Here is a 23,481-nt window from a genome sequence, read left to right as displayed (position 1 = left end):
GCGGCCGTTCCTTTGGAGCACCGATGGCCACCACCTATGAAATCCCCATCACGCCAGCGTCTAACCAGACGCTATCCGTGACACTGAACGACACCGTCTATCAACTGACCCTCCAATGGAGGGCGGCCTATGAGGCGGGATGGGTTCTCGACATCGCATCTGAGGATGGGACCGCCCTCGTGGCTGGCATCTCGTTGGTGACGGGCGCCGATCTCCTCGCCCCCTATAAGCATCTCGGGATTGGCGGCTCGCTCTATGTGGCCACTGACGGGGACCAGGATGCAGTGCCGACCTTCTCCAGCTTGGGCGACACGTCCCACCTGTACTGGATCCCCGCATGACGCGGCAGTGGATCAGGGAATGCCGGCTCTATGTCGGCACGGGCAGCGAGGCGATCGACGTTTCCGATCTTCGCATCCGCTTCAACGTCGAGATGGCGACGCGATCGACGCCATGGCGAGCGGACGCAACTATTTCGAATCTGTCCAATGCGACGGCGAACAAGATCAGCAAAACTGAATACGCGAAGCTCACCCTAGAGGCCGGCTATGACGGGAACTTCGCCACGATCTTTGACGGGCAGATCGTTCAGAAGCGCGGACCCGCGCGTGAGACGCCCGTCGATACCTATTTCAACATCCAGGCCCGCACCGAACAGACCGCATACTCTTATGCAATGATGTCTAAGACCCTAGCCTCTGGTCACACGTTCAAGGACCAGATCGACGCATGCCTAGAAGCGCTCAAGCCATACGGCATCACCGCAGGCAATATCCCGGACCTTGGCTCCGTGAAGATGCCCCGCGGCCGGGCTATGTTTGGAATGGTCCGTCATCAGCTCCGATCGATCTGCCAAACAGTCGGGGCGAATTGGTGGATTAAGGGCGGGAAGCTCCAGATCGTCAAATATACTGAGGCGCTGGAGGGCAACACCGTCGTCTTGAACTCGGGAACAGGCATGATCGGGATGCCCGTGCAGACCATGGATGGCTGCGTGGAAGCCCGGTGCCTGCTCAACCCCAGGCTGGAAGTCGGTGGCAGTGTGCAGATCGATGAGGCTAGTATCCAGCGCACAAAGCTGACGCTGACATCTACCCAGACGGAAATACGCGATGCAAGCTGGCTCCAAAATAGCATCGCAGCTGACGGGCTCTACAAGATCGTGTTTCTTTCCCATGTCGGAGATACCAGAGGAACGGAGTGGTATTCCGACATCGTCGGTATCCCACTGAACGGAAAATTTGTCAGCAAGAGAGTTGCGCAGGAAAGTGTTGCTGATATAACAGCTTATACATCCAATTGAGGCAGAGCATGGATGCCAGGACCCGCTATGAGGACATCCGAGAGGCAGTGGAAACTATTGTGGAAGCCCGCCTTGCTGAGGTCCATACCGCAGAGCCGTGTACCATCGTCTCGGTGGACTGGAAGACGCAAACGGCGCATCTACAGCCCACAACGAAGGCCGCCATCCGCAAGCCCGACGGCACCATGGAATGGGTGTCTAAGCCGGTCATCCCCGATGTGAAGATCCATTTCCCCTCGGGCGGCGGGCTCTCGCTCACCTTCCCGCTGAAGGAGGGCGACGAGGTGCTGGCGGTCATGGCCTCGCGCTCCCCGGACGTGTGGCAGCAGAATGGCGGCCAACAGCAGATCATCGACACACGGATGCATGACCTTTCGAACGCCTTCTGCATCCCTGGCTTCCGGAGCGACAAGAACGCATTGTCCAATCCGTCCGAGGATTCGACGCAGTTGCGTTCAGACGATGGTAAGACGGTCTTCGATTTCAAGAATGGACAGACGTCCCTCACCGTCGAGAATGTTTCGGTCACCATCACCGATCAGCTCGCCGTCCTTAAGAACAACGAAATGACGGTGAAGGTCACGGAAGCCCGGGTGAATCTTGGGGGCGACGGGGGTTCTCCTGTCGTAACCGTCGCTGGGCCTTCCACTAAGGTGTTCGCGGTGGTATGACTACAGAAATTCATGATCGCGAGGGGAGGGCTTCCGTTGAGATATAGGAAGCTCGACAGTTCGGGCGACATGACGTTCGGCCGGAGCGCCTCGAATTTCTGGCGCGATGTCCCGGAAGCCCCCGCACAGGCGATCAAGACCCGGCTCCTTCTCCGCCTTGGCGAATGGTTCCTCGATACATCCGATGGAACGCCTTACGACACCAAAATCCTCGGGAAGCACACCTCTGGAACCCGTGACGCCGCCATCCGCGAGCGCATCATGGGAACTGAGGGGGTGTCCTCCCTGGACGCCTATTCTTCGACATTCGATCCCGACACCCGGAAGTTCACCGTCTCAGCGACGGTCACCACGGACTACGGGACGATCACGGTGACTGCGCCGCTCTAAGGCGCCCCACACATCCTTGAGATTTTCGGGCTGGCTCGCGCCGGTCCGTTTCCGTTTGGAGCGACGATGGCTATCACATGCACCATCGATTCGACGGGCATTACGGCCCCGACATTGACGGAAATCCAGGCGTGGCTGGCCGCTCAATACAAGTCCATCTACGGGTCTGACATCTATATCGAGAACGACTCTCAAGACGGGCAGTGGCTGGGCATCCTGGCGACGGCTTTCCACGACGCGAACGCCATGTGCGTGTCGGCCTATAATGCTTTCCCGCCGGGTTCAGCCCAGGGGGAAGGCCTGAGCCGGATGGTGAAGATCAATGGCATCACCCGCCAATCCGCCTCCTATTCGACGGTGGACCTGCTGCTTGGTGGAACGGCCGGGACCACCATCACCAGCGGCTATGCCACGGATGATGCCGGCACCAAGTGGATGCTGCCCGAAAGCGTGACCATCCCGTCAGCAGGGCAGATCACCGTAACGGCCACAGCCTCCGAAGAGGGGGACCTTTCGGCCCTGTCTGGAACCATCACGAACATCGGCACGCCGACAAGAGGTTGGCAGACCGTCACCAACCCTTCGGCGGCGGACCGCGGCGACCCGGTGGAGACCGATGCCGCGCTGCGCCGGAGGCAGGCGGCCTCCACTGAGATCCCGTCTCAGACCGTGTTCCGGGGGCTCGTCGGGGCCGTGGCCGACATCGATGGCGTTTCCCGTTGTGGCGGGATCGAGAATGATGGGGACGGCGAAGACGAGAATGGCATCCCCGGGCATTCCATCGCCCTGGTGGTCGAAGGTGGAGACGCCCAGACCATCGCGGAAACCATTTATGCCAAGAAGGGGCCCGGCTGCGGCACCTATGGGGCCACAGAGGAAACCGTCACCGACGATTATGGCGTGCCGCATAAGGTCCGCTTCATGCGGCCGACCTATGTGACCGTTTCCGTGGCCGTGACCATCAAGGCCCTCACTGGATATTCGACGGCCATTGAGACCAAGATCAAGAAAGCGATCGTCTCCTATCTGACCGGCCTCGACTTCGGGGCAGAGGTCTACATCACCCGCCTCTATGTGCCGGCCAACCTCTCCAACGATTCAGATGGTTCAACCTTTGAAGTCGAGGCCCTGACCATCTCCCGAGATGGGGGAGCATTGGGAACGTCGAACCTCACCATGGCCTTCGCTGAAGCGCCGACCTGCACCACCCCTGACATCACGATCACGGTGAGCTGATGGCCGACGCCCCCTTCACGACCTCGGATTATACCGACCTCATCACGTCGGAGCACCGGGGGAAGCCGAAGTTCGTTTCGACCATCGAGGCGACGGTTGACCCGGTTGCGAACGCCCAGGCCTTCCTCAAAGAGCTTCCGTCTGCGTTCGATCTGGATGACGCTGTCGGTGTTCAACTTGACGCAGTCGGCGCTTGGGTCGGGGTTTCCAGGACCATCTCGACGTGTCTGATCAGCGTCTGGTTTTCCTTCGACACCGAGGGGCTAGGGTTTGACCAGGGCATCTGGAAGGGGCCCTATGACCCGGATAAGGGCCTCTATGAGCTGGATGACGATACCTATCGCGCCCTCATTCGGCTGAAGATCAAGGTCAACACCTGGGACGGGACGATCGGGACCGCGCGGGCCGCGATTCTGGATTTCTACGGGACCACGGAGAGCTTCCCCTTCATCCTGGATAACCAGGACATGAGCATGGTGGTTTGCATCGCCGGCAAGCGGCCCATCATGGTGATGTTCTCCATTTTCGCTGGCCGATATGTGGAGTTCAAGCCGGCTGGCGTGACAATGCACACGGTGGTCCCCTCCATTGAAGGAACCCCGGCCTTTGGCTTCGACACGGACAGCGAATATGTGGCCGGCTTCGACACAGGCTCATGGGTGGTCGATGCCGACAGCGTCCTGTGCTCGGATGACGACGAATATGAAACGACCCTTCAGAGGTTCGCCCCGGCCTATTGGACTATCGACCTCCCCTTGACGGCTTCAGCGTCGCTCATTTCCACCAGCTCAGCGGGGATGACGCTCTATGCCACGCTGAGGGCGAAGAGCGATCTTGTCGGCCTGAAGTGGCAGAGCGAGGATAAATGGAGCCACAGGGGGCTCGGGTATTACACCTCTCCCAATTACACCGGGTGCATCCTCGATTTCGACTTCGTTCTGACGGGGATTGACGGGGCGACAAGCGGGAGCGAATCCGAAGCCGCCGGCCTCACCATGACCGTGACCGATGACACGGACACGGTCTATTACATCCGCCTCGCGAACTACCTCACGTCAGGGACCATCAACGCGGGACACATCAAGCTCGATTTCTCTGGTGCTCCCGTCCTTGGCGGGTTCGACCCGAACGATGCCTCGCAGCGCGTCGTCATCCCCTGGCACCGCATCTCCGAGTTCAGCATCGGCTTTGCCCCGAGCGACTTCGACAAGGACAGCTCAGACCCCCTGGATGAGAAGATCGATGTCGTCTTCACCGTGACCAACCTGAAGGTATCCGGTGAAAACACGAGCATGATCCAACGCCTCCTCATCATCGGATCGCACCAGGTGCGCATGTGTGATGGTGGTGATGACGCCTACCCCCTGACCCCGGAAAGGATCGTCACCGGCCTTTCCCAGACCGGATATTCCGGCCAGTACGTCATTTACATCGGGGCGTCGCATCTCCATGAACTGACCTGGGACGAAACTGCCGGGTCCTTCCTCGTTGACCCCGCCCAGCCTGTCTCGACGCCCGTCCGCATGTGGTATCAGGACCTGTTCGAGAGGCTTGTCGATGCCGGGTACGATCCGGTTATCTCGCAGAGCTACGAAATCTTCGCGGCGATGTGCCCGGAGGCGTGGCAGCAGCGTGATTCCACCGGTGCCGGAGCGCGGACGGGATGGGAACCCCCGTCCACTCTTGTCGCGCCCACCGTTACTGAGGCTATGGACTATCTCAAGTCCGTGGCCCTGTGGATGTGCAGCGCCCTGGAGGCCGCTGGGGGCTCGGTCCGCTATCAGATCGGCGAGCCGTGGTGGTGGGACGGCTCTTACACCGATGGCGGCCCCTGCATCTATGACGCTACGACGATGGCGCTCTACACCTCGGAGACGGGGCTCGCGGTCCCCACGCCGCTCCTGACATCCATCACGGAAGATGTCGGTGCCCACGGCCCCTATCTCGACTGGCTGTCGGGGAAGCTGGGGGATTCCACTCTGTGGCTGCGGGATGAAGTCAAGGCGGTCTATCCCGACGCCACGACCTATATCCTGTTGTTCACGCCGCAGATCCTGTCTCCCACCAGCGAGATTGTCACGCGGCTCAATCTCCCTGTTTCGTCATGGTCTTATCCCGCCTTCGATGTCCTCCAGCTGGAGGACTATGACTGGATCATCGATGCGGATTGGGAGAACCACGCCCGCACTTTGACTGCGGGGACGGACACCCTGGGGTATCCGCTCGGAAAGATCCAGTATTTTGGGGGGTTCAACCTTCTGGCGAGCACCGCCTCAACAATCTGGCCGCGCATCACCATGGTGATCAATGAGGCGCTGGACTGGGGCATCGCTGAGGTATGCGTGTGGGCCCGTCCTCAGGTCTGGCGCGATGGGTGGATCCCCCGGACAGGCCAGCTCATAGGGGATCTGGGTGATAGCGCCGATGCCGGGCCGGACGCTATCACGTGGGTATTCCCGACCGATCTGGAGATGGTCGCGAACAGCTGGGGCGACGTGGTCCTGTCCTTCGCCCCCGGCCAGGACACGGCTGGTCACAGCTACACCATCGAAATCCTCGACGGATCTACGATCAAGCGCACCTACACGGTGGAGAGCCCGGAACTGGTGAGCGGCCGGGTGGTGGTGGATTATCCTGTCGAGGACAGTTGCCCGGATTGGGGCTTCCCGCCGACCTACCTCAAGTGGCAGGTGAGGGTGGATGGATCGACCGCGAAAACGGTCCTGAATGACAGCATCACCGTCAATAACGTGGGCTTGGTCACGAAGGCGGTCGCTTTCGCAGGACAGTCAAATGCGCTTGCTCATTTCACGACCTTGAGCGGGACGGGCGCGCGCAAGGATCTCGTTTCAGCTGGGGCGCTCCGGCGGGATGTGGCATCGCGGCTTGGGCTTCGTGCCGTCGAGGTGATCCCCGTCGAAATAGCTTGGGGCTCCAGTGCCGCGGACAAGCTGGCCGATGACGACCCGTCATCTGGCGTGAATTATTGGTGGAACCTGGATGGGGATGCCGCTGGCCCGCGCCTGACTGAGGCCGCCTCCATCATCTCCGCGCTTGGCGTTGATCTCGCGGCGATCGTGTGGGCCCAGGGTGAGAATGATGCTTCGGCGATGTCTTCGGACGCATCCCCGCGCACATCGTCCCAGGCCCGTTACAAGGCCGCGACCGAGGCGATCTTCGCGGGCCTTCGCGCCGCCGCTGGCAACCCCTCCCTGCCGATCTGGCTCCAGACGATTGGCCGTGGGTGGTGGGGCGATGAGCCAGACACCTATGAGGTAAATGGGACCTATTTCAAAGCCGTTCGTGACGCGCAGGTCGCGATTGCCGCCGCTGACGCGAATGTGCGGATCGGCACTTGGACGCCGGGCGTTGAGTTGCTCTCCGGCTACGTCCAAGAGACGGATAATGTCGGCTGGATCCACTACACCAGCACGGTCTATCACGCCGCGGCCCTGGAACTTGGAGAGGCGATCGCCACTCCCCTCGACAGGATCGGAGACCGGCCGGCCTGGACGCTGCTCGACGCGCCATCAGGGTTCACCTATGCCCTGGACGAAAGCTCCAACATCACGGTCACTTGGGATGCCGTTTCGGGGAATGTCTACGTCGTCGAAAACATCAATGTCCTGACCGGCGAAACGATCAGCACCACGACGATCACGGCAACGACGGATAGCGCGAGCTTCGTCTTCTCGGCGGAGGACCAGACTGCCCTCTATGGGTTCGCTGGCGTTTCCGTCAGACTGGACGTCTACCAGACATCCGGAGGCGTCCAAAGCCCCACGACGATCTACAGGTCTTCTGCCTCCTCCGACCCGGAAGCCCCGGCTGACCTCCAGCTGCTTTCAAACAGCTGGGGGGACGTGGTCATCTCCTTCGCCCCGACGCAAGAGGACCCAACCGCTCACACCTATGTGGTGGAGATCATGAGCGGGAGCACGGTCAAGCGAACCTACACCCTGACGGGACCCACTCCTGTTGCAGGCCGCGTGTCGGTCGATTATCCGGTCGAGGACAGTTGCCCGGATTGGGGCTTCCCTCCCTCTTATGTGACGTGGCGCGTCTATGCCGACACGACCGATCACATGATCTCCGGTGGTGGAGCCCCCACCCTGGACAACGCGGCGATTGTCGAGAAGGCGATCGGCATCGGCGGCCAGTCTCTTGCTCTTGGTCATTTCACCACCCTGTCTGGTGCTGGTGGGCGGAGAGATCTTGTCTCCGCCGGAGCGATGCGCCGGGACATCGCGAGCGCCCTTGGCCTGAGGGACGTGCAGGTGATCCCCGTGCAGATGGCGTGGGGCTCGGCGGCGGCCGACAAGCTGGCCGATGACGACCCGGTGGACGGGGTCAATTACTGGTGGGACGTGGACGGCGCCACCGCCGGCCCGCGCCTCACCGAGGCGATTGCGATCATTGATGCGCTTGGCGTCCCCCTCGATGATTTCGTGTGGGACCAGGGGCAGAACGACGCCTCGGCGATCTACAATGCCAACCAGGGCGACCCGACCGGGACGGGGAGAACGTCCACCCCGGCGCGCTACAAATCCGCGACCGAGGCGATTTTCGCGGCGATCCGGACCGCCTCAGGAAACGCCAACCTCCCCATCTATTTCCAGCCCATCATGCGGGCATTCTGGAGCCTGGATGAGGAAGACACGAACCCGACCGAGGTGATTGGCGACATCTATGCCGAGGTGCGGGCCAAGCAGCTCGAAATCGCCTCGGCTCAGACCTACACCTATGTTGGGACATGGTGCCCAGGTGCGGAGACCTATGAGGGCTACACCCCGGATAGCGGCCCGACGCCGGCCGGCGGGACGCAATACCAGTGGCTGCACTTCAACGAGACGACCTATCACGCGACGGCGGCCCAACTAGCCGAGGCCATCTCGACCCCTCTTGATCGGATCGGCAGCCCCCCGACCTGGACGCAGACCGCAGCTCCCGTTCTGACCCCGAGCCTCAATGGATACGATGAGATCGTGACATGGCCAGGCACGAACGGCGACACCTATCAGGTGGTGAACGTCAATGTCGAAACCAACGGGGTCATCAGCGTCAATGATGTGGTCGTTTCGGGCGGTGTTGGGACGTGGACTTTCACAGCGTCCGAACAAGAGGACGCCTATGAGTATTATGGCGTTTCCGCCTATGTCGTGGTCTACAAGGTCTTGTCTGGTGGCGTGCACGGTCTTTCAGCCAGCCTGACCATCGACCCGACAGCGCTCTCCGGCTACCCCACTGCGCCGACTGGTCTCTCATCCGCTCGTGGAACAGGGTGGGACGTGGTCTTCAGCTGGAATGCGGAAGCCGGCGCCACGTATGAGGTGATCAACTACCTCGTGACGGACAATACGGTGCTGAGCACCAATTCCGTCACGGCCTCCGGCCCTACGGCGTCTTGGACCTTCACAGGCGCTGCTCAGATCGCGGCGAATGGCGCCCCTGGAGGGTGGGCGAGCATCTCGGTCAAGCGGACCTATTCGGGGACGGAACCGGGACCTGTCACCGCCTATAGCGTCAACATGTCGGCCCTTTCAGGCGGTCCTTCTGCCCCGACCGGCCTCGCTGCATCCTGGCCCACGCAGGATAGCTATGACATCGCCCTCACATGGACGGCGGTTGTCGGCCGGACTTATCGCGTCACCAACAGGAAGGTCACGGACAGCTCCATTCTCAGCACGACGGACGTCACGGCAACCAGCACAACAGGCTCGCTCACGTTCACCGCCGCGGCTCAGACCAGCGCCTATTCGGCCCATGCGCGCTATGTGGACTACGATGTGGCGGAGGTGTGGAACGACTACCCGGCCACCGCCGCGACGCTGGTCCACGACATGTGGACGCCGGCATTGCTGGACAGCACAGCCCCGGTCTTGTGGTCGGACGCCGTGTCGGGCCGCAGCATCGTCTCTTCGAGCGAGACCACCCATGCGGCGCTCTTCCCCCGCGTGGGTGAAGCCAAAATTGTGGTGGGGCCGGATGGCGGGCCGCTGGCCGTGGCCGCCAACGCGGTGGCCTATGACTGGTCCACCGGCGCGCGCCGGGACCTGAGCGAGGGGCCGGCGGTCAATCTGCTCTTCCCAAGCGCCGCGCCGACTGTCGACTTCTTGCTGTCGACCACGGCCATCCTCTACACGCTGAGTTTTTGGGGGAGCGGCACGGTTACCCTGTCTGGTGCTCATTCGGCGACGGTGGCCGGCACCAGCGCTTACGTGCGCACGACCTACACGTTTACATCGACGGCCGCGACGCTGACCTTGTCCTTTAGCGGCAGCGTGACGATGGCGCAGATCGAGGTGGGGGCAATTGCTTCGAGCTATATCGAGACCACCACGTCGGCGAGGACCCGCACCACGGATGTGCGCGCGTGGTCGAGCGCGGCGGCGAGCGTACTTGGCGGATCTGGTGTCGGGCCTAACAGTCTGGTCTGGCGTGGATCGCTCGGAACCTACAGCTTATTGCAGGATGTCGTCTCATGGGCGCGAGGCGGGGTAACAAAAGCATTCATTCGGATGTCTTCAACAGCGACCATGCAGGTCATCACCCCGGCGCGGCCAGACGCCGGCATCGATGCGCTCAGTCTTGTCGCATCCTACCCCGGCGAGTTCGGCATTGCGGCCGGTTGGGGGGCGAGCGGCACGGTCACGGCCCTCAACGGCGGTGCGGTCCAATCCGGGACAAGAGCATCTGGAGCCGCCATTGATGCTGTCTATCTGGGCGGATTGACCGGATATGCGGCGGGCGCCGTGCATCGGATCGCCGAGATTGTGGTCTGGCCTGTCAAGGGCAGCTCCGCTGCAATCCAGGCTCAGGCGCATGTTTACGGAGAGGACACATGACCACCATCTATCTGCGCTTTGCTGATCGGGCGGAGGCGATCTTCACGCTTGGCTCGTTGCTGGGCTTCGACACGGAGCAGGACCAGGACGGGAAGCAGCTCTATTCCAGCGGGCTCTATGAGGGGGCGCGGTATCACCTGTCGTTCCTGGCCGACATGGGCGTTTCCGCGGGCGCCTCTGGCGATCTGGTCAACCTGCTCTGGCCGGACGGCGTGACCGCACCGGATTTCAGCGCCTACGCGATCGAGCCGGCGACGCCGAGCTGCGTGTTCGCATCGTAACGAAATGTCCTTTCTGACCCGACCGGGCCGCCGCAGGGCGGCCTTTTTCTTTGCCGGAGTGAACAATGGCAACCAATGACTACCTGCCCTTCGGCACGGCGACCGGGGCGAATGCAATCTCTACCAGCGCATACAATTCTCTCGCGGCGCGCCTCACCGGGTTCGCGGCGGGTGTCGCTCTAAGCCAGCAGGTGAATAAGCCACTCAGACAGACCAGTTCAATTGCCGCGATGATCGGCGCTTTTATCGCGGCTGCTGGATACGACGCTCTTGACGATGGCGACCAGACCACGTTGCTCGCCAACTACGAACTCGCCCTCAAGAAGATCATCGAGGACAACCTTCCGGACACGGTGGATCTGTCAGGGTACCTGCTGAAGTCAGGCGGGACAATGACGGGTCTCCTGAAGGCTCCGGCGGGTCTCCAGACCACATCAACAACGCTGACCGCGAGCACGATCCTGACGACCGCTGACTCTGGAAAGTTCGTCGAGATCACTGCCGCCTCTCAAGTCGTGACACGCCTTCCGACCCCCATCGGGAACGGAGGCGTGAACTACACATTCTGGGCGAATAGTGTCTCCGCGCAGAAAATCAGGACCCAGGATGCGGGGGTCTTCCAGGGGCCGGGGGCATCCCTATCTGCGGATATGATCATCCCCGCAGGGGGCGTCTATACGGTCTGTTCAGACGGCTACAATTGGGTGCTCGTCGGCGCGGTTGATGTGCCGGCGGAGGCCGTGGCTACATCAAGCCCGCGTATGACGTGTATTACCTCAAGCGGCACGTGGACAAAGAGACCCGGGTCCACTTACGCGGTCGTCCTCGTGCAGGGAGCGGGCGGGGCTGGAGGTGGTACAAACGCTCTAACGAATGTCGCCAGTGGTGGCGGTGCTGGGAGCTTTTCCGCGAGCCTTATCAGCCTTGATGGGGTGACGTCAGTCACGTGCACCATCGCGGCTGGCGGCGTCCCCGTAGATGGTCATGCGGGCAGCGCTGGAAGCGGGATGACGTCATTCGGGACGCTTGTCACAGCGGCCCCCGGTGAAGGAGGTTTCAACACCTACGACTTCACAGAGGGGTCCGGGCAAACATCCTTGGGTGGATCAACCGCTGGCACTGTTGGCCAATATCGGCAGACAGGCAATGCAGGAAATCGCGCCGCCGTGAATGGTGGCGGCACGGGCGCTGGTGCCGCTGGACTGTTCGGCGGTGCAGGAAGCGGCGGGCTCTACAACGAAGATGGGTATGGTGGCCGGTTCGGCGGCGGTGGAGGCGGCGGAAGCGGCGGAATTGGAATGTCCACCACGAAGGGCGGGGGCGGCGGTAGCGGCATCATTATTGTCATTGAATGGTAAGGAGCTGGAGCATGAGCCGAGTAGCCCTGATTAAAAATGGCGTCGTCGAAGAAATTATTATCGCCGACTCTGGTTGGGAGAAACTCTTCGGAAATGGGGTTATAGCTCCCGATGATTCCATGGTCGGGGATGAGGTGATTGATGGCGTATTCACACGAAAAGTTGCTTCCCCGACGATCGAATATCTTTACCGATATGCTGGAGCCATGAGGTTTGTGAAAGAAACTGGAGGCGTCCCTGTCTTCGGCTTTGTCGTGAAGAGCAGTCGCGAAGACCGCAGCCTGATCTATGAGGCCGAGGCATCCGCTAAGGCGGACACCTCCTTCACCACGACATGGATCGCGAAGGACGGAACCTCCCATGAGCTTGGCGCGGAAATGGTGATCACCATAGCGACAACCGTCCGAGCCCATGTCGCGTCGTGTTTTTCCACTTACACGACTGTTGCAGCGGAGATCGCAGCGGGAACCATCACCACCACAGAACAGATCGACGCGGCTGCTTGGCCCGCCAACGAGTGACCAGAGGCGGGCGATCCGACTTCGACGATGACGGGGCACGCCCTCAGGGGAATAGCCCGCCCATTCACCGCCTGACCTCAACCGGCCGCCCCACCAGGGCGGCTTTTTTGTTGCCTGAAAGGACCAACCATGGCTCACCGGGACACCAACGCCGCTGGCATCGATCTCATCAAGAGCTTCGAGAGCTTCGTACCGTTCGTTTATGACGATCTGCGCCCGACCAAGGGCAAGTATGGCTATGCCGAGTGGGAAGGCGGTACCCCCAAGGGCACGCTGACCATCGGCTATGGACACACCAACAGCGCCAAGCACCCGCTCAAGATCAAGAAGGGCCTCCGGGTTTCCGAGGCTGAGGCGCTCGACATCTTGAACGTCGATCTGGACGACTGCGAGGATCGGGTTTCCCGCGCCGTGAAGGTCCCCATCTCCGACAACCAGTTCGCGGCCCTGGTGTCGTTCGACTTCAACACGGGCGCGATTTTCTCGGCCTCCTTTGTGAAGAAGCTGAACGCCGGGGATTACTCTGCGGCTCCCGCTGGCATGATGCTCTACACCAAGAGCAAGGGGCAGACCCTGCGCGGCCTCGTGCGGCGACGGCAGGCCGAGGTGGACCTATGGAAGAAGGCGGACGCCAAAGCTGCCGGCGATGATGACGCGCCCGAGCCCGCCGGCAACGTGATCCCTGAGGCGCCGGTGGAAGACGAGCCCCTGCGCAAGTCCGGCGTGATGCAGGGCTCGGCTACTGCCGCCGGCGGCGGCGCCATCATGCTGGCGGCATCCGCCGACGATCTCGCCCGCAAGCTCGATGAGGCGGACGGCCACTTCTCGGCCGGGTCCGCTATCGGGGTTGCCATCGGTGCGCTGATCCTCATCGGTGCGCTTTACGCGATCTATTCCCGCATGAAGGCGGCCGACAAGCTGCCGTCCTGGCTGGGCGGAGCGGCAGCATGATCACCGCCTTCCTTGCGCTCCTCTCCGGTGGTTGGGCGGCGGCGCTTGCCTCCGCCTGGATCCTCCCGGGGATGGCCGGCCTCCTCGGGCTCGTGATCGGCTGGTGCGACGGCGACTGGCGGCTCGCCCTGATCGCTGCTGCCACGCTCGCCGGTTTCGTCGCCGTCTGGCGGACGTTCGGCCTCAAGCCTGCGCTCGCGGCCCTTGCCGCCGGCGCCCTCGTCTTTGCCCGGCGCTCCGGTGAACGCACCGGAGCCGCTACCCAAGCTGCCAAGGAGAAAGCCGATGCCGACCGTAATGTCCAGCGGGCGAGCGCTGCTCGCGCTGACGCTGACCGCCGCAACGCTGACCCTGGGCGGCTGCGTAACGACGACGGCTTCCGGCGGGACTGACGTGTTCTGCCGGTCCGCCGAACCAATCCGGTGGTCACAGGCCGACACCAACGAGACGATCCGGCAGGCGAAGGCGCACAACGCTGTCGGCGGCAAGCTGTGCGGGTGGAAGTGATGACGCCAGCGGAAACAGACACCCGCGACCGCGTGATCCGCCTGGAGGCGGATCTGAAGCATGTGTCCCAGACCGTCGAGAAGATGGCGACCCAGCTGGAGGAGCTCCACACCCTTTTGCAGCAGGCTCGCGGCGCGCGGTGGCTGCTGGTGGGCGTGGCGATGCTGATCGGCGCTGCCGGCGGCTTCCTCGCCAAGCTCGGCACGCTCTTCGCGTGGGTGCCGCGATGACCCGCACCACCGTCCACCTCAACTGGGAGGCCGGCGACCATGCCTACCTCTCCATCGCCCGGCCGGATCAGCCCGTGGAGCGCATCGAGCTCACCACGGCGGACGTGGCCCGGCTGCTGGCCGATGGGGCGTACCTGTGGAGCGTAGTCGAGCCCAGAAGGCAGGGGGAGGCGGCCCGGCGCGGGGATCTGCCGTGCTCCATCGGGGCGTTTGGGGAGTAGCGGCCCGCAGCGCAGCCCGCAGGCGGCGGATCGCGCCGGCGGATAGCCCAAGGGCATCGGCCACCACGGAGGTCGGGGTGTCGCTCCGGATGATGGCTGCGACGTCCTCGGCTTGCCACCAGTAAGCGGGGCGGAGGGTGGCGCCGAACAGGGCGTGGCGGGCGTGCACAATCGCCCCGGCCGAGACGTTGTGGCGGGCGGCAAAATCGGCGATCGTCAGGTCGGCGAGATCGTCGGCCCGCTCCTCCCACCATTTTGCCCGGTCCATGTGCCGGTGGTGGCCAAGCAGGCGCCGAATCCGTTTCACTGCAGTGTTGCCGATGGGCAGGCGGTGGACGCCTGGGGCCTGCCGGATTTGCTCCATATGGCGGGCGAGTGCTGGGGTGATGATCACCCGGGGGCCACCAGCACCGCTTTTCCCGCGCGGCGCCAGCGCCGGCCATCCCAGTTGCAGGTCAAACCCGAGGTCCGTTGGCCGCGCCTCGCGCACCGCCCATGGGTCTCCCCACACATCCTCAGTGTGGCCGATGATGGTTGCAGCACGGGCCATCAGCTTTCCGCACTGCGCGCGTTGAGCTTGTCCAGCAGAGCATCAATCTCAACCTGCATCTGGATCAGCTCGCGGTGCAGATCGACATAGACACCGCCTCTTGGCTGCATCCGCCCTTGCACCCAATCCTGCACGGTCTGTTTATGGACGCCGAGCCTTCGCGCAAGGTCTGCCTGTGACCAGCCAGTGACGTCGAGCGCGGCGCGAATGAGGTTGTCCGCAGGCATGGTTGCCCCTTTGGTTAGGCCGCCGCTCCGCAGGGGAGCGGCGGGGGAGTGTCAAATGGCGTCCCGCCACTTGCGGTCACGGATGCGGCGACGTGACACGATTTCGTCACGAGAAACATCAAAGATGACAACTTCATAGTCGAGTTGTTCGCCGCTGAATTCCATCGTCGCGCGGCGCTTGGCGGCGGACAGCGAGCAGGTCATGGTGATTTCCCGGGCCCGGGAAATCGAGTGGTGACGGATGGTCGCGATGTAGGTGGTCATCTGAGGTCTCCCCTCTGGAGGGGCGGGCCGTCCCGCCCCCGACACTTATTTTTATAAGTGATGCGCTCGCCGGCGTCAACAGAAAAACTTACAAATGCAAGTGCGCCCTGGAGCGTGTTTCGAGCTGAGACACTACCCCTGCCCAATGTGATCGTCTCCGCCCCCTTCCGTCGACAGGTGAACGCCGACAGATTGCCGACAGAAACACCGTGAACAAAATGCGATTTAGTCGGCGTAGATCGATAAAATTTCGTTGTTTTTCAAGCCATATGCAGTAGCGCACCACGTTCGGGACGTGGGGGTCGCAGGTTCAAATCCTGCCACTCCGACCAGTTATCGCAGTCTTCTCCCGATGGGGGCTGCGGAAAGTCTGCCTTCCCCACGCGGGCAGCATCGAGGTTTCTAGCCTCGCCTTTCCCGATTTCTCTCTTCATCTTTCGCAAGGCCGAGCAAAGGCTGCCTTTTGCGCGGCAATGTTCCGGCAGGAGATCCGCGCGGACACGGGTCCCGCTCGCACCCGCGGGCATTCAGGCCCGTGAGTGCGAATCGCCGGCAGACGCGCCGAATCGTGCGCGAATCGGCGTGCTGGCAGCGGGGTGTGGAGCCAGGCCGAGCAGCCGGCGGCTGGCCCTACGCCCCCGGCCGACTCACTCGCCCGACTGCGCCCGCCCCTTGCCTCCGCCCCTTGCGCCAGACCTGAACGCTTGGGGATGCGGGATGGTGCGATTCGCCGGCTCCCGTGATGGCGCGCTGTTGCCAGAAGGCGGTGCGGGACAGGGCACTGGGGTGGTGGTGTCGGTCGGTGCGCCGGCGGCGCCGAGTTGCATCGGCAGGCCGCGGCGGGCCGCCTTGGTCGCCGCGGTGGTTCAGAAGAACTTCACCGGCTCCTGGCTGCGCTCGGCGGGACGCTGGCGCTCCAGCCGGTCGAACAGCTCACGCAGGCGCGCTTCCACGCGCATCATCCACACCAGAGCCACGACGATGAGAATGGCAGTGATGGCGGTCATCATAACGAAGCATTCCTCAGAAACTGGGGCCGTCTCGCAGGCCTCCGGGGGATAACGACCGATCCCGCCCCAATACGCTGGGCGCTACCTTCAGGTTGCAGCAAGTTGCGGCAACCATCAATCGTATTCTGAGAAGGTAAAATATTCCGGCTGACAGGCTCAGGGAATGCTGATCTCGACCCCGAGGGAGAGGCTGTAGCGCATGGGCGCGAAGCGCTGCCACAACGCGGTCATGGCGGCGATGTCGAGGGGCTGCAGGCGCACGTGGGCGCGTCGGGCGGCCGCGTCGGGGGCGAGGCCGAGGGCGACGGCCGCCGCCTGCAGCTGCTCCGGGGCGATGACGGGCTGGGCCAGCAGCTGCGCCGTCGTCGCGCCGATCAGCCGGTGAATGGCGAGATCGCTGGGACCGAAGGCCCCCGCCAGCAGCCGCAGCCGCCAGGAGGGGGCAGGGCGGAGGGGCGCCTGTGGCTTCGGCGCGGGATCGCGCCACGGCTCCAGATCGTAAAGATGAAGGAACAGCCCGTTCTCGGGCGCGCGCCAGGGAGAGCTGACGGCGACCATCGCCGCCGGGTCGATGTCCGCCACCGCCTCGGCCAGGGCCCTGCGCAGGGCTTCCACCGCGAGGGCGGGCAGATCGGATTGCGCCATCTCGCCCTCCATCCGCTTCGGGCGCCGCCTTACAAAATGGTGCCGTGCAGGAACACCCAGGCCACCGAGAAGTAGATGACGATGCCGGTCACGTCCACCAGGGTGGCGACGAACGGCGCCGAGGCGGAGGCCGGATCGAACCCCACGCGCTTGACGATGAAGGGAAGCAGCGAGCCGGTGATGGAGCCGAAGGTGACGATGCCCACCAGCGCCGCGCCGATGGTGACCGCCAGCAGCGTCCAGTGTTCGCCATAGTCGAAGATGCCGGTTTCCTGCCAGATGGTGATGCGGATGATGCCGATGACACCGAGGATGGCGCCGAGCACGATGCCGGTGGGCAACTCGCGCAGGGCCACGCGCCACCAGTCTTTCAGCTTCACCTCCTGCAGCGCCAGGGCGCGGATGATGAGGGAGGTGGCCTGCGAGCCGGAATTGCCGCCCGAGCTCATCACCAGCGGGATGAAGAGGGCGAGCACGATGGCCTTCTCCAATTCGTCGGAAAACACCTGCATGGCCGAGGCGGTGAGCATTTCCGCCAGGAACAGCACGCACAGCCAGCCGGCGCGCTTCTTGATCATCTGCGCAAAGGAGATGTCGAGATAGGGCTCGTCGATGGCTTCCATGCCGCCCATGCGCTGCACGTCCTCGGTCTGCTCCGAGATCATGGCGTCGATGACGTCGTCGACGGTGACGATGCCGATGACGTGGCCGGTGCTGTCCACCACCGGGGCGGCCAGAAGGTCGTATTTGGAGATGGTGCGGGCCACCTCCTCCCGCGGCAGGGTGGCGCTGACGGAGATGGGGGCGTAGGGCTGGGCGACGCTGCGGATGCTGGCATCCGGCGCCCCCGAGATCAGCCGCCGCAGGGTGACGATGTCCAACAGCCGGCGGGTGAGGGGGTCGAGCACATAGATGGCGTAGATGGTTTCGCGGCTGCCTTCCACCGCGCGGATGTGGTCCAGGGTCTGCTGCACCGTCCAGTCGCCGGGCACGCTGACGAACTCGGTGGTCATCAACGAACCGGCGGTGCCCTCGGGATAGGTCAGCAGGTGGTCGATGGCGGTGCGCGTTTCGGGGGTGAGGCCCTCGCGCAGGCGGGTGCGGGCGTCGTCGCTCACCCAGCGCAGCATATCCACCGCCCGGTCGGCCGACATGCCTTCCAGAAGCGCCACGGCCTTCTCCTGCGGCAGCGCCTCGATCACCTCACAGGCATCGTGGAACTGCGGCTGGTCCAGCACCTCCACCGCCCAGGTGAGGGGCATGGCCGCCACCAGCTCGGTGGCCTCCTCGGGGGGCTTGGAATTGAGGAGCTCGACGATGTCGGCCACGTGCTCCTGGCCGAGCCGGCTGGCGAGCGCGGCGGAGGCCGCGGTGGTGACCGTGTCGGTGCGGACCTTGTCCATGTTCATCCTCACGCCTCCTGTCGCAGGGATGCCCCCCGCGATCCGCACGAGATCTCGACAACGGACCCCCGCGCGGAGGATCCATGGGCGGCGCTCCGGTGGGCGGGCCCAGCCGGCGCAAGAGACCCGGTTCCCTGAGGTCGGGGAGCCGGGCGGGAGTTGTCTAGCCTGGGGCTTGTGACAGTATTAAATCACCACCGTGCGCGACCTGCTGCGCCGCGCCCAGACGGATGCGCATGGAGCGGCTCGAAATGGGCGGCTCGAAACGGGGGCGCCTCGAAACGGGGGCGCCTCGAAAAAGTCAGCGTGTGCCGCAATCCCGCGACGGCGCGCGGCGCCGTCGCGGGATGGTGTGGGCTTAGACGGCTTTGAAGCCGCCGTCATCCTGTAAAAGCTCGAGCTTGCCGGTGGCGACGCCGAAATAGGCGCCGTGCAGGGCGAGATCACCGGCAGCCACCCGCTCGCGCACCCAGGGGAAGCTGGAAAGGTTGCCGAGCGAGAGCTTGACGCAGCACTGCTCGCAGAAGCGATGCCGCTCCGGTTCCGGCAGGCCGGAGGCCTCGGTTTCCCGCCGCGCGGGCTCGGCGATGGTCATCCATTCGGCGATGAAGTCGCCGGCCTGGGGCGGGGCGCCCTCCAAGAGGGCATGCACGCCGCCGCACTGGGCGTGGCCCATCACCACCACATGCTTCACTTTCAGCACCCGTACCGCGAATTCGATGGCCGCCGAGGTGCCGTGATAATTGGCGTCCGGCTGGTAGGGCGGAACGAGATTCGCCACGTTGCGCACGATGAACATCTCGCCCGGGCCGGCATCGAAGATCATCTGCGGGTCGACGCGGCTGTCGGAGCAGGCGATGACGAGGGTTTCCGGCTTCTGACCCTTGGCCGCGAGCTGCTCGAACAGTTGTTTGCGACCCGGCCAGGCCACTTCCCGAAAGCGCTGGTACCCCGCAATCAGATCGTCCACGGCCTTGCTCCTTCTCATCGTTCCGGCGCACGGAAGTCTGCCCGGTGGCGCGCGTCAAGAGGGGGCATGCGGCGCGTGGCGCCCCAGCGGGCCCGCCGTCCCCGACCGCGAGACAGATCCATCGCCGCCGGGGGCCCTGCGGGCACGCGCATTTCGTCAAGAATTGGGCATATGCCTTACTTACAGGCAGTTTTCCGGCAGATTTCTGGCCTGCAGCGCCTGTCCCGGGCCCATGCCGGTTCAGCTTTACCGTCTTGCTCCGAAGGCCGTTGCGTCGACGCTCTTTGGCACACCCCTTGCTGCCAGGAGGGGCGGGTCAGGCCAGAAACGGACGAGGGAGACCGCGCATGCTCGGTATGTTCAAGAGGGCAGCCCGGGGGCTGGGCGCGCTGGCGGCGGTGGCTGCCGTGGCGGGCAGCATCGGTGCCGCACGCGCCGAGGACACCATCAAGGTGGGCATTCTGCATTCGCTGTCGGGCACCATGGCCATCAGCGAGACCACGTTGAAAGACGTGATGCTGATGCTCATCGAGGAGCAGAACAAGAAAGGCGGCGTGCTGGGCAAGAAGCTCGAGGCGGTGGTGGTGGACCCCGCCTCCAACTGGCCGCTGTTCGCCGAGAAGGCCCGCGAGCTCATCACCAAGGACAAGGTGGCGGCGGTGTTCGGCTGCTGGACTTCGGTCTCGCGCAAATCGGTGCTGCCGGTGTTCAAGGAATTGAACAACATTCTCTTCTACCCCGTGCAGTACGAGGGGGAGGAGAGCGAGCGCAACGTGTTCTATACCGGCGCCGCACCCAACCAGCAGGCCATTCCGGCGGTGGACTACCTCGCCAACGAGGAAGGGGTGCAGCGCTGGGTTCTGGCCGGCACCGACTATGTCTATCCCCGCACCACCAACAAGATCCTCGAAGCCTACCTCAAGTCCCGTGGGGTGAAGGACGAGGACATCATGATCAACTACACGCCGTTCGGCCATGCCGATTGGCAGACCATCGTGTCCGACATCAAGAAGTTCGGCTCCCAGGGCAAGAAGACGGCGGTGGTCTCCACCATCAATGGCGATGCCAACGTGCCGTTCTACAAGGAGCTGGCCAACCAGGGCGTCAAGGCCACCGACATTCCGGTGGTGGCGTTCTCGGTGGGTGAGGAAGAGCTGGCGGGCATCGACACCAAGCCGCTGCTCGGCCACCTCGCGGCGTGGAACTACTTCATGTCCATCGACACGCCGGAGAACAAGGCCTTCATCGAGAAGTGGCACGCCTTCACCAAGGATCCCAAGCGCGTCACCAACGATCCCATGGAGGCCCATTACATCGGCTTCAACATGTGGGTGAAGGCGGTGGAGAAGGCCGGCACCACCGATCCCGACAAGGTGATCGCGGCACTGCCGGGCATCAAGCAGGCCAACCTCACCGGTGGCATTTCCGAGATGCTGCCCAACCACCACATCACCAAGCCCGTCTTCATCGGCGAGATCGAGGGCGACGGCCAGTTCGACGTGGTGTGGAAGACCAAGGACCTGATCCCCGGCGAAGCCTGGTCGCGTTACCTGGATGGCTCCAAAAACCTGGTGGCCGACTGGGTGAAGTATAATTGCGGCAACTACGACACCGTGAAGAACGTCTGCCTGGGCGCCGCCAAATAAGGCGCTGTCAAAGCGCCGCCGCAGCCGGCGTGAACCCGGGTGCGGTGGCCGCAGGACGGGCGGAGCAGAACCGGGGGGCGCCCTTGTGGCGCCGTCCCAGGGTTCGCCGGGGTGAGTTCCGGGGCCCTCCCGGTGGGGGGTGTCGGGGCACGGCGAAGGACCGGCTTCCGCGGCAAAGCTCTCGGCTGCGGCGGTGGTCTCTCACCCAGCCCTCTCCCCCCTGCCCGGGGAGAGGGCGCACAACGGCCACCCGGCCGCAGCCGGCTCCCCGCCGCAGTCCAGCGGTGGCGCGCGGGTCGCGGCGGCCGGGTGCGACGCCGGCGCCCGGCGTTTCGATCTCACCGGATGCCCCCATCGCGCCCCGTCCGGAGCGCCTGATCTGGAGCGAGCGCGTGGTGCCAGTTTCTGCCGAGCGAAGTCTCCTTTTCGGACGTTTCCTTTCGCCGATGCGCGGCGGGCGGCTTGCCGCCCTGGCATCGGGGCTGGGCCCGTTGCTGTTGCTGGCGCTGCTGCTGGCCGCCCCCGGAGCGGCCCGAGCCCAGGGCACGCCCGAGGCGCCGGTGACCCCTGCGGTGCCGGTGACGTCCGGGGCGCCCCCTGCGGTGACCGCCGACACGGGTTTTGCCGCCATCCTCGGGAAATTCTCCACCGATCGCTATGCCGACACCGCCGCTGCTTTGGCGGAACTCGCCACCAGCCCCAGCCCGCAGGCGGCGGCGGTGGTGGACGCGCTGGCGGACGGGCGGCTGCTCTATGACGGGGCCAGCAAGGCGGTGTTCATCCGTACCCCCGCCGGCGCGATCCGCGATGCCGCCACCGGCGCCCCGGTGGCGAGCCCGCCGGTCGATCTCAGCCCGGTGCGGGCCAACAACCGGGTGCGGCGCGCCATCGAGGCGGCCATGGGGGCCCTGTCGCTGCTCGATGCCGATGCCGACCGCCGGCGCGAGGCGGCGGCCGCGGTGTTCAAGTCGCGCGATCCGGCGGTGCTGCCGACCCTTGATGCCGCTTTGGCGCGGGAGGGCGTGCCGCAGGTGAAGGCCGCCCTCGCCGAGGCCCGCGCCGCCATCCTCCTCAATTCTCCCGCAGCGCCGGAGGCGGAGCGCCTCTCGGCGGTGAAGCTTCTGGTGGACCGGGGCGACCAGGAGGCGCTCGGCCTGTTGCGCACCGTGCCGGCCGATGCGCCGGCGGCGGTGAAGAGCGCCGCGCAGGTCGGCATCGTGTCCATCGAGCGCGATCTGAAGTTCTGGGCGGTGGCGCAGAACGTCTGGTACGGCCTCTCGCTGGGCTCGGTGCTGCTGCTCGCCGCCATCGGCCTCGCCATCACCTTCGGGGTGATGGGGGTCATCAACATGGCCCATGGGGAGATGGTGATGCTGGGCGCCTACACCACCTTCGTGGTGCAGGATGTCATCCGCTCCAGCGCGCCCCATCTGTTCGACTGGTCGCTGGCCATCGCCTTGCCGGCGGCCTTCCTGTTTACCGGCCTCGTGGGCGTGGTGCTGGAGCGCACGGTGATCCGCTTCCTCTATGGCCGGCCGCTGGAAACCCTGCTCGCCACCTGGGGCGTCTCCCTGATGCTGCAGCAGGCGGTGCGCTCCATCTTCGGCCCCACCAACCAGGAGGTGGGCGCCCCCTCCTGGATGTCCGGCGCATTCCAGGTGGGACAGATGTCCATCACCTATAACCGGCTGTGGATCATCGTCTTTTCGCTGCTGGTCTTCGTCGCCCTGCTGCTGGTGCTGAAGCGCACCTCGCTCGGCCTTTATGTGCGGGCGGTGACGCAGAACCGGCGCATGGCGGCGGCCATGGGCATCCGCACCGGCCGCATCGATGCCCTCACCTTCGGCCTCGGCTCGGGCATTGCCGGCATCGCCGGGGTGGCGCTCTCGCAGATCGACAATGTGAGCCCCAACCTCGGCCAGGGCTACATCATCGACAGCTTCATGGTGGTGGTGTTCGGCGGGGTGGGGAACCTCTGGGGCACCTTGGTGGGGGCCTTCACCCTTGGTGTCGCCAACAAGCTTCTGGAGCCGTTCGCCGGGGCGGTGCTGGGCAAGATCGCGCTGCTCGTCTTCATCATCCTGTTCATCCAGAAGCGCCCGCGCGGCCTGTTCGCGCTCAAGGGCCGGGCGGTGGAATCATGAGAGACGGCGTGTCCGCAGTGAACAGCGCGCTCCCCCCACCCGCCGTCGTGCTCCAGCTTGACCGGAGCACCCAGCGCGCCCTCGGCTCTCTGCGTCGGGCCGAAGCCT

General features: G+C 64.2%; 21 protein-coding genes. 15 read left to right on the top strand and 6 right to left on the bottom strand.

The genetic code is table 11. The annotated features are described in order from the left end of the window. The first annotated feature begins 23 nt into the window (after positions 1 to 23). From ACU4E7_RS01220 to ACU4E7_RS01160, 13 genes are all read left to right on the top strand, one after another. A complete protein-coding gene (locus ACU4E7_RS01220; RefSeq protein ID WP_447020341.1) occupies positions 24 to 341 on the top strand; it encodes a phage baseplate plug family protein in 318 nt (105 codons plus the stop codon). Beyond that, a complete protein-coding gene (locus tag ACU4E7_RS01215) occupies positions 338 to 1,303 on the top strand; it encodes a phage protein (protein WP_447020340.1) in 966 nt (321 codons plus the stop codon). Before ACU4E7_RS01220 ends, ACU4E7_RS01215 begins: the two co-directional genes overlap by 4 nt. Before the next feature lie 8 nt (positions 1,304 to 1,311). Next, positions 1,312 to 1,974 (top strand): Gp138 family membrane-puncturing spike protein, encoded by a 663-nt coding sequence (locus tag ACU4E7_RS01210; protein WP_447020339.1) that lies wholly within the window; start codon positions 1,312 to 1,314, stop codon positions 1,972 to 1,974. 36 nt (positions 1,975 to 2,010) lie between these two features. Continuing rightward, complete coding sequence (locus ACU4E7_RS01205; protein ID WP_447020338.1) at positions 2,011 to 2,364, top strand: hypothetical protein; 354 nt, start codon at positions 2,011 to 2,013, stop codon at positions 2,362 to 2,364. A 114-nt stretch (positions 2,365 to 2,478) separates the two neighbouring features. Next, entirely contained in the window at positions 2,479 to 3,600 is a 1,122-nt protein-coding gene (locus tag ACU4E7_RS01200; RefSeq protein ID WP_447020337.1) for a baseplate J/gp47 family protein, read from the top strand. Next, positions 3,600 to 10,445, top strand: a complete 6,846-nt coding sequence (locus ACU4E7_RS01195) for a non-contractile tail sheath protein (RefSeq protein ID WP_447020336.1) — start codon at positions 3,600 to 3,602, stop codon at positions 10,443 to 10,445. The genes ACU4E7_RS01200 and ACU4E7_RS01195 overlap by 1 nt, the downstream gene beginning before the upstream one ends. Continuing rightward, on the top strand, positions 10,442 to 10,726 hold the full coding sequence (locus tag ACU4E7_RS01190) for a hypothetical protein (RefSeq protein ID WP_447020335.1): 285 nt from the start codon (positions 10,442 to 10,444) through the stop codon (positions 10,724 to 10,726). The genes ACU4E7_RS01195 and ACU4E7_RS01190 overlap by 4 nt, the downstream gene beginning before the upstream one ends. Before the next feature lie 65 nt (positions 10,727 to 10,791). Continuing rightward, complete coding sequence (locus tag ACU4E7_RS01185; protein ID WP_447020334.1) at positions 10,792 to 12,084, top strand: glycine-rich domain-containing protein; 1,293 nt, start codon at positions 10,792 to 10,794, stop codon at positions 12,082 to 12,084. 11 nt (positions 12,085 to 12,095) lie between these two features. Then, positions 12,096 to 12,605: a DUF4376 domain-containing protein gene (locus ACU4E7_RS01180; RefSeq protein WP_447020333.1), complete on the top strand. Its 510-nt coding sequence runs from the start codon at positions 12,096 to 12,098 to the stop codon at positions 12,603 to 12,605. Between the two features lie 129 nt (positions 12,606 to 12,734). Next, positions 12,735 to 13,556: a lysozyme gene (locus ACU4E7_RS01175; RefSeq protein ID WP_447020332.1), complete on the top strand. Its 822-nt coding sequence runs from the start codon at positions 12,735 to 12,737 to the stop codon at positions 13,554 to 13,556. Beyond that, on the top strand, positions 13,553 to 13,948 hold the full coding sequence (locus tag ACU4E7_RS01170; RefSeq protein ID WP_447020331.1) for a hypothetical protein: 396 nt from the start codon (positions 13,553 to 13,555) through the stop codon (positions 13,946 to 13,948). The genes ACU4E7_RS01175 and ACU4E7_RS01170 overlap by 4 nt, the downstream gene beginning before the upstream one ends. Positions 13,949 to 14,062: 114 nt before the next feature. After that, complete coding sequence (locus ACU4E7_RS01165) at positions 14,063 to 14,293, top strand: hypothetical protein (protein WP_447020330.1); 231 nt, start codon at positions 14,063 to 14,065, stop codon at positions 14,291 to 14,293. After that, the gene (locus ACU4E7_RS01160; protein ID WP_447020329.1) at positions 14,290 to 14,514 is read left to right on the top strand and encodes a hypothetical protein; all 225 of its coding nucleotides are present in this window, start codon (positions 14,290 to 14,292) and stop codon (positions 14,512 to 14,514) included. The genes ACU4E7_RS01165 and ACU4E7_RS01160 overlap by 4 nt, the downstream gene beginning before the upstream one ends. Before the next feature lie 549 nt (positions 14,515 to 15,063). On the opposite strand, the gene ACU4E7_RS01155 is transcribed toward ACU4E7_RS01160, so the two are convergent. From ACU4E7_RS01155 to ACU4E7_RS01130, 6 genes are all read right to left on the bottom strand, one after another. Further along, positions 15,064 to 15,291 (bottom strand): helix-turn-helix domain-containing protein, encoded by a 228-nt coding sequence (locus tag ACU4E7_RS01155; protein ID WP_447020328.1) that lies wholly within the window; start codon positions 15,289 to 15,291, stop codon positions 15,064 to 15,066. A gap of 51 nt (positions 15,292 to 15,342) precedes the next feature. Continuing rightward, entirely contained in the window at positions 15,343 to 15,555 is a 213-nt protein-coding gene (locus tag ACU4E7_RS01150) for a hypothetical protein (RefSeq protein ID WP_447020327.1), read from the bottom strand. Positions 15,556 to 16,421: 866 nt separating this feature from the next. After that, positions 16,422 to 16,565 carry a hypothetical protein gene (locus tag ACU4E7_RS01145; RefSeq protein WP_238120766.1) on the bottom strand — a complete coding sequence of 48 codons (144 nt, stop codon included), beginning with the start codon at positions 16,563 to 16,565 and terminating at the stop codon, positions 16,422 to 16,424. Positions 16,566 to 16,721: 156 nt separating this feature from the next. Next, entirely contained in the window at positions 16,722 to 17,210 is a 489-nt protein-coding gene (locus ACU4E7_RS01140) for a Pvc16 family protein (protein WP_447020326.1), read from the bottom strand. Positions 17,211 to 17,239: 29 nt separating this feature from the next. Beyond that, positions 17,240 to 18,619 (bottom strand): magnesium transporter, encoded by a 1,380-nt coding sequence (gene mgtE, locus ACU4E7_RS01135; protein WP_447020325.1) that lies wholly within the window; start codon positions 18,617 to 18,619, stop codon positions 17,240 to 17,242. 352 nt (positions 18,620 to 18,971) lie between these two features. Further along, entirely contained in the window at positions 18,972 to 19,583 is a 612-nt protein-coding gene (locus tag ACU4E7_RS01130) for a carbonic anhydrase (RefSeq protein ID WP_447020324.1), read from the bottom strand. 356 nt (positions 19,584 to 19,939) lie between these two features. Here ACU4E7_RS01130 and urtA point away from each other — a divergent pair, with 356 nt between their 5' ends. Together urtA and urtB are read left to right on the top strand one after the other, a co-directional pair. Further along, on the top strand, positions 19,940 to 21,229 hold the full coding sequence (urtA, locus tag ACU4E7_RS01125; RefSeq protein ID WP_447021696.1) for an urea ABC transporter substrate-binding protein: 1,290 nt from the start codon (positions 19,940 to 19,942) through the stop codon (positions 21,227 to 21,229). Between the two features lie 446 nt (positions 21,230 to 21,675). Continuing rightward, on the top strand, positions 21,676 to 23,373 hold the full coding sequence (gene urtB, locus ACU4E7_RS01120) for an urea ABC transporter permease subunit UrtB (RefSeq protein ID WP_238120910.1): 1,698 nt from the start codon (positions 21,676 to 21,678) through the stop codon (positions 23,371 to 23,373). The last annotated feature ends 108 nt before the right edge of the window (positions 23,374 to 23,481 follow it).

The sequence above is a fragment of the Xanthobacter sp. ZOL 2024 genome (genome assembly GCF_052932325.1).
The sequence above is the reverse complement of the archived record's forward strand: the minus strand, read 5'-3'. Positions and strand labels throughout refer to the sequence as shown.